Origin of the sequence: Paeniglutamicibacter sp. (assembly GCF_046714615.1) — a bacterium.
Lineage (GTDB): Bacteria > Actinomycetota > Actinomycetes > Actinomycetales > Micrococcaceae > Paeniglutamicibacter.
The window spans coordinates 1-9,287 of sequence record NZ_JBKKAP010000140.1; the positions used below are offsets into that span (position 1 = coordinate 1).

At 64.1% G+C, this 9,287-nt stretch carries 8 protein-coding genes and 2 tRNA genes; 4 read left to right on the plus strand and 6 right to left on the minus strand.

The features are described 5' to 3' along the window. On the minus strand, positions 1-582 hold a 582-nt coding region (locus tag ACLQ7E_RS16015), incomplete at its 3' end, for an ABC transporter ATP-binding protein (protein WP_411733567.1). A 154-nt stretch (positions 583-736) separates the two neighbouring features. Between ACLQ7E_RS16015 and ACLQ7E_RS16020 the strand changes: the two genes are divergently transcribed. Next, positions 737-1,762: a lactonase family protein gene (locus tag ACLQ7E_RS16020; RefSeq protein ID WP_411733568.1), complete on the plus strand. Its 1,026-nt coding sequence runs from the start codon at positions 737-739 to the stop codon at positions 1,760-1,762. Between the two features lie 282 nt (positions 1,763-2,044). On the opposite strand, the gene ACLQ7E_RS16025 is transcribed toward ACLQ7E_RS16020, so the two are convergent. Then, positions 2,045-2,118: transfer RNA gene (locus ACLQ7E_RS16025), tRNA-Arg, on the minus strand. 455 nt (positions 2,119-2,573) lie between these two features. Further along, positions 2,574-2,650, minus strand: a tRNA-Arg gene (locus ACLQ7E_RS16030). Between the two features lie 308 nt (positions 2,651-2,958). On the opposite strand from ACLQ7E_RS16030, the gene ACLQ7E_RS16035 reads away from it, so the two are divergent. The 3 genes from ACLQ7E_RS16035 (at position 2,959) to ACLQ7E_RS16045 (ending at position 6,811) form a co-directional block, all read left to right on the plus strand. Next, the gene (locus ACLQ7E_RS16035) at positions 2,959-4,788 is read left to right on the plus strand and encodes a phosphoenolpyruvate carboxykinase (GTP) (RefSeq protein ID WP_411733569.1); all 1,830 of its coding nucleotides are present in this window, start codon (positions 2,959-2,961) and stop codon (positions 4,786-4,788) included. A 224-nt stretch (positions 4,789-5,012) separates the two neighbouring features. After that, entirely contained in the window at positions 5,013-5,540 is a 528-nt protein-coding gene (locus ACLQ7E_RS16040; RefSeq protein WP_411733570.1) for a PadR family transcriptional regulator, read from the plus strand. Then, positions 5,537-6,811, plus strand: coding sequence for an alpha/beta fold hydrolase (locus ACLQ7E_RS16045; RefSeq protein WP_411733571.1), 1,275 nt, complete (start codon positions 5,537-5,539; stop codon positions 6,809-6,811). The genes ACLQ7E_RS16040 and ACLQ7E_RS16045 overlap by 4 nt, the downstream gene beginning before the upstream one ends. 91 nt (positions 6,812-6,902) lie before the next feature. Here the strand turns inward: ACLQ7E_RS16045 and ACLQ7E_RS16050 are convergent, their stop codons facing one another. From ACLQ7E_RS16050 to ACLQ7E_RS16060, 3 genes are all read right to left on the minus strand, one after another. After that, positions 6,903-7,172 (minus strand): hypothetical protein, encoded by a 270-nt coding sequence (locus ACLQ7E_RS16050; protein ID WP_411733572.1) that lies wholly within the window; start codon positions 7,170-7,172, stop codon positions 6,903-6,905. Between the two features lie 182 nt (positions 7,173-7,354). After that, positions 7,355-8,536, minus strand: coding sequence for a globin domain-containing protein (locus ACLQ7E_RS16055; RefSeq protein ID WP_411733573.1), 1,182 nt, complete (start codon positions 8,534-8,536; stop codon positions 7,355-7,357). Between the two features lie 179 nt (positions 8,537-8,715). Next, a complete protein-coding gene (locus tag ACLQ7E_RS16060) occupies positions 8,716-9,153 on the minus strand; it encodes an RrF2 family transcriptional regulator (protein WP_411733574.1) in 438 nt (145 codons plus the stop codon). Positions 9,154-9,287: the final 134 nt, after the last annotated feature.

A 9,287-nucleotide genomic window follows, 5' to 3' on the forward strand; every position in this document is an offset into this window, starting at 1 on the left:
GTGCTCCGGGATGCGTTGGACGACTGCCACCACGGCCGGGGCGCGGCGCCCGGTGGCCACCGATTCCAGGAAGCGGAGCCAGTCGTCCTCGGGAATGCCGTGGCGATCGGGGGAATCGAAGACCAGCAGCTCGACGCCGCGGTCCTCGAGGGCCAGGTGCGTAAGCAGGCCGAGGCGTTCGAGCGGGTCAATGGCGTCGAGCCATTCATTGGCCAGCGCGTCCATGTGGTGCTTCCGCATCCAGGCATCGATGCCGCTGCGCCGCCAAATCGGCCCGGGCTGCAGCGCAAGGTCCTCGGCCACGAGGTCGCGGACCTTGAGGTGCGCCTCGGGATCGTTGATCTCCGGGGAGTCGACCAAGGCGCTGATGCGCCGCACCCCGCGCAAGGCGGAATCTCCCGACCAGCTCACGGTTCCCTCGGTGGGGCGCATGCGGGCGCTCAGGCCCAGTGACAGCGCGGTGCGGGTTGGCTGGGGTTCGGCCGCCACCAGCAGGAGTTCGCCGCGCGCAACGGCGAGGCTGGTGGGTTCCAGCAAGGGCAGGTGGCGGCCGGCAATGGCCAGGTTATCGGCAATGAGCACGACTAAAGCATAAACCGAACTGACCGGTCAGTTCAAATAGTGTGGCTGTCTGGTTCGCCACTCGCGCGCCTGCCCGCCACGGTCCAATGACACGATCGAGTATCTTTTGCTCTCGGGTCTCCGCGCCGGCCGGGCCCCGGGGGAGGATGGGCATATGGGCAAGAAGTTTTGGGTCGGCGGTTATTCGCCGGACGGCGGCGGGACGAGCCTGGGCATCCGGGCGATCGAGATTAGCAACGGCGTGCTCACGGACCTGGGCCTGGCCCACGCCGCAGACTCGCCCTCGTGGCTGGCAACCCACCCGAGGATTCCGGTGCTGTATGCGGCGCTCGAACACCGCGGGGAGGTTGCCGCCTACAGGATCCTGGGCACCGACAGGCTCGAGCCCCTGGGCAGGCCCGTGGCCGCCGGTGCGCTGGTGTGCCACCTGGCCGTCACCGGTGTCGGAACGACATTGATTGCCAGCTGCTATGGCGACGGGCGGGTGCTGGCCTACCCGATCAAACCGGACGGCTCGCTGGCCGACCCCGCCACGGCCCCGGCATCCATCGACCCCTTTGCCCTGCCAGGCCACTACCCGAGGGTCTCGCGTTCGCACCAAAGCACCGTACTGCGCTCCGGCAAGATCATCACCACCGACCTGGGCCACGATTCCCTGCGGATCTGGGAGCTGGTGGCTGGTGAACTGCGGCAGTACCGGCAAATCCCGTTGCGCAAGGGGGACGGCCCGCGCCATCTGGTGGAGCATCCCTCGGGGCTCATTTACGTGGTCACCGAACACAGCACGCAGGTCGTTGCGCTGGCCGCCAATGCTGCGGGGGAGTGGCGCGAAGTCGCGCGCGAATCCCTGGGTGACGGCATCCTGGCCGGCGAACACTTCCCTGCGGAGATTTCCCTGGACCGGCACACCAACAAGCTCTATGTCGGGGTGCGCGGCGCCCGGGCCATGGCCGTGCTGGGTCTGAAAGGCGGGCGGCCAGTCTTCCTGGGGACCGCACCGTGTGCCGGGGACTGGCCGCGGCACCACGTGCAGGTCGGGAACTCGCTTTTGGTCGCGAACCAACTGTCGAACACCATCGAGGCCCTCGGGCTGGATGCCGAGGACGGCTTGCCACGCAGGCACCTCAGCTCGCTGGCCCTGGAAAGCCCCACCTGCATTGTCGCGCAAATGCCGAGGTAGGCCTGGGTTACCTGGCAGGTGCCCACCGGTAGGCCAGGCGCACATGCTGTTTGGCAACAGATCCCGGGGCTTGTTGGCCGCCGAAGCCCCGATTTGTACCGGATTCGCGATCCATCACGCCTGCCCTTGGTTTGTTGCCCCGCGCCTGTGAGACCAGGCTGTTTTTTGTAATCAAGGGTCGCGACGCCTCAAAGTGGCCGGGCATAGCGTCCAGAAGGGCGTGGCCTTCACATAGAAACGAAAAGAGCCGCAATCTTTCGATTGCGGCTCTTTTCATGCAAGTGCGCCCAAAGGGATTCGAACCCCTGACCTTCTGTTCCGTAGACAGACGCTCTATCCAGCTGAGCTATGGGCGCATATTTTGGTTTGGTCCTGCCTCGCGGCTTGACCTCGAATAACTATACATACCTTTGGCTTGCTGGTCGATTCACATGCGGGAATCGTGCGCGAACTCACGCATCGCGTGACAATACGAAAGACCGTTTCATCGAAATGCGCGTCATTGGTCCGACCCGAAGCCAGCGTCGATACTGTTCGGCACGCGACAGAATCCATGTCCTTTTCTTCATGTCGCATTACTTGAGCGGACGGACTCGCTCGAGGCCACCTGGAGTGGCGGGTTGCGGTCATTCCAAACCGGATCCCGAATTACGCGTGGGCAGGAGCGTGCCTCGCCGTCGTTCTGTCATTGGGCTTCATGCCGAGCAGGCATTCACCGCGGGACTGACCGGCAAGTCCCGCGGAACCAGAGTTCCTGGATGCGAGGTGCCGGGAAAACAGAAAAGCCACGATTTCTCGTGGCTTTTCTTGTTGGTGCGCCCAAAGGGATTCGAACCCCTGACCTTCTGTTCCGTAGACAGACGCTCTATCCAGCTGAGCTATGGGCGCATATTCTGTTTTTGGTACCAACCTTGCGGTTCGACCTCGAATAACTATACAGATGAATGCCGTTCGCGCAAAATCCAGGGGTCCATGTGGTGAATAGTCATAGGGAGGCATTCCATGAAGTATACCGGTCTACGTGACCTTCGTCACTTTAAGTGTTTGGGGACAAATGACTGAAGCCCGAAAATCCGGGGTTTTCGGTGAAGCTAAATCAAACTAGGGGATTTTGGGCGATATGCGTCACAGGGGCTCGAGAGGTCGGCCCCATAGCATCGAATTATTGCAAATTCAGCCCAATGGAGGGAATGGACATGAGCGAGAGCTCGGACCAGAAGGTCATCGACGCAGCACCGACAACGCACTCAAAGCTTGCCGCTTGGGTGCAGGAAATCGCGGAACTGACGAAGCCTGACCATGTCTATTGGGTGGATGGCACGCAGGAGGAGAACGATCGCCTGACCGCCGAACTGGTTGCCGGCGGCACGCTGCAGAAGCTTACCGATCCTTCGTTCCCGAATTCCTTCGCTGCCTTCTCGGATCCTAAGGACGTTGCCCGCGTCGAGGAACGCACCTTCATCTGCTCTGAAAACGAGAAGGATGCCGGCTTCACCAACAACTGGGAAAACCCGGTAAAGATGAAGTCCATGCTCAAGGGGCTTTTCGACGGGGCCATGCGCGGTCGCACCATGTACGTCATCCCGTTCGTCATGGGCCCGCTGGATGCCGAGCAGCCGCAGTACGGCGTTGAGCTCACCGACTCCGCCTACGTTGTTGCCTCCATGCGCATCATGGCCCGCATCGGCAACGACGTGCTGCGCAAGATGGAAGCCGATGACGCCTTCTTCGTCCCCGCCCTGCACTCGGTAGGTGCCCCGCTGGCTCCCGGCCAGGACGACGTGGCCTGGCCGTGCAACGAGGACAAGTGGATTGTGCACTTCCCCGAGGAGCGCTCCATCTGGTCCTACGGCTCGGGCTACGGCGGAAATGCCCTGCTGGGCAAGAAGTGCTACGCGTTGCGCATCGCCTCGGTGATGGCCCGCGACGAGGGTTGGCTCGCCGAGCACATGCTCATCCTCAAGCTCACCAACCCGGAAGGCAAGAGCTACAACGTTGCCGCCGCTTTCCCGTCGGCCTGTGGCAAGACAAACCTGGCACTGCTGGATCCGACCATTGACGGTTGGAAGGCCGAGACCCTTGGCGATGACATCAACTGGATGCGCATCGGCAAGGAAGGCGAGCTTCGCGGCGTCAACCCGGAATACGGCCTATTCGGCGTCGCGCCGGGCACCGGCTGGTCCACCAACCCCAACGCCATGCGCGCCATCACCAAGGGCAACTCGATCTTCACCAACGTTGCGGTCACCGATGAAGGTGGCGTGTGGTGGGAAGGCATGACCGACGAGGCCCCGGCGCACCTGACCGACTGGTTGGGCAACGACTGGACCCCGGATTCGGGCCGCGTCGCAGCACACCCGAACTCCCGTTTCTGCACGCCGATCTCCCAGGTCGACATGCTGGCCCAGGAGTACTACAGCCCGGACGGCGTCGAGATCCACGCCATCCTCTTCGGCGGCCGTCGCAAGACCACCATTCCTCTGGTGACCCAGGCCCGCAGCTGGACCAACGGCATCTTCATGGGTTCGACCCTGTCTTCGGAAACCACTGCAGCTGCAGCCGGTGCCGTTGGCGTAGTCCGCCGCGATCCGATGGCCATGCTTCCCTTCATTGGATACAACGCCGGTGACTACCTGAACCACTGGGATTCCATCGAGTCCAAGGCCAACCCGGAACGCCTGCCCAAGATCTTCCTGGTTAACTGGTTCCGCCGCAACGCCGAGGGCGGCTTCGCCTGGCCCGGCTTCGGGGACAATTCCCGCGTGCTGAAGTGGGCCATCGATCGCATCGAGGGCAAGGCCGACGCCATTGAGACCCCGATCGGCTTCGTGCCGACCGGCGACTCGATCGACCTGACCGGCCTGGACATGACCCCTGCCGAGGTCGAAGCGGCAGTGGCCGTGGACAAGGGCGAATGGGACACCGAGCTGGCCAGCATCGAGGAGTGGTACGCCAAGTTCGGCGAGGCGCTTCCCGCATCGCTGCGCGACGAGCTTGATGGACTGAAGGAGCGTTTGGGCGCCTAGGCTTCCTCGCGCAATTAGCGGTTATCCATGGCCCCGCTTTCATCGCCAGCCTCCCGATTGAGGGATGGCCGAAATGATGACAGCGGGGCCTTGCCGTTCCCCGGCGGAAAGACCGGGCCTTCCGCCTCATCACCAGTGGTGGGGCTCGCCTTTCGCCGATGGCATCAGCTAATAAGTGCGTGGCTGCTGGAACAATCCCCTAGGGGATGTGTCAGGATGAAAGCATGATTCTTGCGCGTTTGATCCTCGGGCTCTTGAGTTTGGCGCCCATGACCGGGTATGAACTGAAGAAGCACTTCGACTCGTCCATCAATCATTTCTGGAACGCAGACAAGGCGCAGATCTACCGCACCCTGGCCCAATTGGTGAAGGACGGGCACGCCACCGTCACCACCATTGCCCAGCGGAACTACCCCGACCGCCAGGAACACCACATCACCGACCTGGGCCGCCAGGAGCTCGTGGACTGGCTGGGCGGGGAGGTCACCGCCCACACCCCGCGCGAACCGTTTCTGGCCCGGGTGTTCTTTGCCGCCGAACTCGACCGCGAAACGGTGCTGGAGTTGATCCAGGCACGACGCGACGCGACGCAAGAAGTACTGGACGACTACCTCTCCCAGCGTGAGGACATTAATATGAGAGCAGCAGCGGACCGACGCAGCTTCCTGATGGCTGCCACCCTGGACAACGGAATCCGCCACGGGGTGGCCGAACTCGAATGGCTGGATGCCGTGACGGAGTACCTGCCATGAGCCAGCACCAGCACCCCTCCGACGGCGATGCCGGAACCGACGAGGAATTCGTCGACCGCTCCCTTGCGGACGATTCCGCCCCGGCAGGCAAGCCGGGAAAGGCCTCGAAAGAGGAACAGCCGGCCAAGACCGTGACCCCGAAGCGCGGCCCCAAGGAACACAATCCCCGCCCCGAGCCGGAGCCCAAGACCAAGATGGCCGCAAGGGCAGAGTCCATGCCCGACGCGGAGGCCACACCGGCACCGAAGGCCTCGATTGAGGCCGCCGCCGGATCCACATCTTCGAACGCCTCCGACGAAACACGCAGCACGCCCGCCGAGGACAAACCTGCCGCCACCCAAAAACCGGGACGCCCGGCAAGGGCCCCGAGGCACCCCAAACCGACGGTCCCGCACACCCGTACGGTGCCGCAGGGCCCGGCGGCACCAGCCGTCGAATCGAAGCCTGCTTCCTCCCTGGCCGCGGCGCCGCGTGATCCGGGCGGCTACCCGGAGTTCCATGCACCCACGCGGGCCCGCAAGGACGGCAAGCCCGCCCAGACCATCGTCTTCCTGCACGGGGGAAACGTCGCGAACTGGACCTGGGACCCGCAGGTGCGGGCCTTTGGCGACTACGAGGTGCTTACCCCGCACCTTCCCGGGTTCGGTGCCCGGGCCCAGGAAGACTGGGCGGGGCTCGACAGTGCCGCCGACGACGTGGCGGCGGTCATCGCCGACGAGGTCTCCAATGGGGGTGCCCATCTGGTGGGCCTGTCCCTGGGCGGTGTCGTTGCGTTGCGCGTGCTGGCCAGGCACCCCGAGCTCGTGGAGTCCCTGCTGATCTCCGGCGTCCCGGCCGCAGGAGTCTCGGCCTCGATGCGAACCATGAGCCGGATGCAGCTGCGCCTGTTCGGCAGCGAGTGGTACTGGCGCTTTCAGGCAGGCGCCTACGGCATGGTCGCCGACGAGAAGGAACTGTTCACCGAGCACGGCACACACCTGCGTGCCGACAACATGCGCGCCATCATGGACGAGGTTGACCCCGGCGGCGTCCCTGCCAAGCTCGGCAACTACAGAGGTCCGGCCCTGGTGATCGCGGGGAGCAAGGAACCCAAGCTGGTGGCAAGGTCCTTCCCGGCACTGGCCAAGGCGCTGCCGCAGGCCCAGTTCCGCACCGCCGCTGGCATGCACCACCAATGGAACATCGAAGATCCCATCCTTTTTAACGCCACCGTGCGGGCCTGGATCGAAAAGGGCACCGCACACCCGCGCCTCCAGGAGCCCGGGCAGTAGCACCCCGAACAGGCTTCCTTCGGCCCCAACGAATGGATTGCGGCCTCCGGCCGGGTGTTGAGGGGGGGAGCTTGCGGTGCGGAATCCCTGGTCACAAAGGTCGGGCATTGCGTCGAAGCAGTCCGGTAATGATGAGCACGGCGCCAGTGGCAAAAAGGACTGCGCCCGAAACAACGATGAACCTGTCCGCAGCTGTCATCCCGATGATCCTGCCAAAGGTCTCCTCGTCCAACACATGGCCCAAGTCCTCGAGCTCCATGTACCTCGCGAACAGTGAAACGGCCGTGACGCCGACGGCGACCACGGAGGTGAGCAGGCAACCGGATCCCAGAATCAGGGAAAGTCGCATCTTCCCGTTCATGACTGCTTCCAGCCCCCTTTGGTCGACCTCTGCCGGAATGCTCCTGTATCCAAGGCTAGTGGACGGCGGCCCCGGCAGACAGAAGCGTGAGGGGCTCACACCGCCGTGCGGTGGAGCCCCTCGCGCCATTCGGACCCGCGGATATTCCTATCGTTGCGGATCCGGGTGTCTGGCGGGCTTGGTTAGGCGGCGAGCCAGAGGTCGGGACCGAAGACCTCGTAGTGGATGTTCGTGGCCGGGATGCCTGCATCGATGGCCTGCGAGCGGACGGCGCGCATGAACGGCAGCGGGCCGCACAGGTACAGGCGGGCATCCGCCGGCAGATCAAGTCCCTTCAGTGACATGTAACCCTCGGTCGCCTCGGTGTCCTCGTCCTTGGCGCTGATGTCCTCGAGCCACAGCTTCAGCTCGGCGTTGGGAAGCGCCTCAACCGATTCACGCATCTGCTCCTTCAGCGCCCAGGCGTCCTCGGTGGCCTCGGCGTGCAGCACCAGGACCTGGCGGTCCGAACCGGCGGCGGCCAGCGTGGCCAGCGCGGAGGCGCTGGGGGTGCAGCCGATTCCGGCGGTGGCCAGCACAATCGGGGCGCCGGTGGTGTCGATGGTCAGGTCGCCGTAGGGATTGGAGAGCTCCACGACGTCACCGATTGCCAGGTGTCCGTGCATGAACGGGGAGACCTCGCCGCCGCCGTCGAACTTGGTCGTGATCACGCGTTCGGTGGTGGAGGTGACGGAGTCGCTGAGCGTGTACTGGCGGCACTGGCGCAATCCGTCCAGCAGCGGGACGCGGACCGAGACGAACTGGCCCGCCTTGGCCACGGTCACCGGGGTGTCGTCGGCAGGGATGAAGCGGAAGGTGATCGAACCGGTGCCGGCGGCTTCCTTGGACACGAGCTTCCAGTCGGTCCAGACCTTGTCATTTGCCTGCTTGGCGTAGAGGCCCTTTTCGATCTTGATCAGCGCATCGGCCATGAGCCAGTAGACCTCGGTCCATGCCTCGGCGACCTCGGCGGTCACCGCGTCGCCCAGGTCATCCACGATGGCGGCGAAGAGGTGTTCGTACACGATCGGGTACTGCTCTTCGACGATGCCCAGCGAGGTGTGCTTGTGGGCAATGCGGGAGAGGACGGCCTCGGGCAGGGTGCCCGGGTGGTTGACCAGGTGTGTGGCGAAGGCGGCGATGGATCCGGCCAGAGCCTGCTGCTGAGCACCGTTCTTCTGGTTGGCGCGGGAGAAGAGCCCGTCCAGGAGCTCCGGGTGGGCGGCGAACAAGCGGTCATAGAACTTGGGGGTGATATGGGAAATGCGCTCGCCAATGATTGGCAACGTGGCTTCGATGACCGGGCGGGACTTCTCGGAAAGCATCTGGTGGCTCCTGACGGAGGGTGATCGTTATCTTGCATCTAATATGCAAGATTGATAACTCAGTTCTACAGTGAGTAGAAGTCGGATGCAAATCGGCCGGTTGGTTTCGTGACGCGGGATGTCATTCCGGGGTGAGGCCGGTTTGGTGTCCATCGCCGAAAGCAGCAGGTCGCCGGCGGTTACGGCAGTGTGGGGAAGGGCAGCAGCGCGCTGGCGGACGTCGAGGTGAGATCCTTGACGCTCAAGAGGTCGAGTTCGGCGTAGAACGCCTCGCGGGCGCGTCGCAGGGCGCCGCGCAGCTTGCACGCCGCGAGCAGCGGGCAGGGTACGCCGGCCTCGGAGACGCAATCCACGACATCCTCGCGGCCATCGAGGTCACGCATCAGGGTGCCCACACGAAGCCGCAACCCTTGGTCGGTGATTTGCGAACCGCCATAGCGTCCGCGCGCCACGTCCAGCGCGCCGCGGTTGCGCAGCTCCACAACGGCCTTGGCGACGTGGTTGTACGGCACACCGATCCGCTCGGCGATGTCCTTGGTGGTGACCTGTTGGTCGCGACGGGAGCCGAGAAACATCAAGGTGCGCAGGCACACGTCTGCAAAGGCGCTGAGTTTCACGTGTTCCATTCTCGCAGGTGTTGGGCAGCTGCGCCGTGGGATGTGCCGAGGTGCACAGTGAAGCCCCGGCCCGGCACCGAGGTTCCTCGATTACGTGCCCAAAGACCTGTGGCCCGGAACCCAAGGTACTTGGG